Consider the following 432-nt stretch of genomic DNA (forward strand, 5'->3'; position numbering starts at 1 on the left):
CGCGGGGTCGAGGGGCGGCCGGGTGTGGCTGCCGGTGTCGAAGGCGGGGCGGTTGTGGGTGCCGGTGCTGTAGGAGGACGGCGGTTCGTAGCCGCCCGCAGGCGTGCCGCCGAACGACGGCTGCTCGCCGGTGCCCTGCGCCCAGCCGGGCTGGTCCCACGGCTGCGGACCGCCTCCCGGAGCCGCTCCGTAGCCGTCGGGCCGCTGCTGGTCCGCCGGCGCCGGGTAGCCCGGCCCCGACGGCAGCGCCGGGCCGCCGCCCGGCGGGGTCCCGGGCACCGGCGTGCCGGGCCCCGCGTTCCCGGGGGCCGGGGACTGCACGCCGCGCATGCTGGGGTACTCGCCGGTGGCGTAGGGCGCGGGGTCGAGGGGCGGCCGGGTGTGGCTGCCGGTGTCGAAGGCGGGGCGGTTGTGGGTGCCGGTGCTGTAGGA

At 80.1% G+C, this 432-nt stretch carries 1 pseudogene; it reads right to left on the minus strand.

The features are described from left to right. Positions 1-432 (minus strand): annotated as a pseudogene (locus DEF28_RS27840) (hypothetical protein); the annotation flags it as partial.

The sequence above is a fragment of the Marinitenerispora sediminis genome (genome assembly GCF_003336425.1).
Taxonomy (GTDB): Bacteria; Actinomycetota; Actinomycetes; order Streptosporangiales; family Streptosporangiaceae; genus Marinitenerispora; species Marinitenerispora sediminis.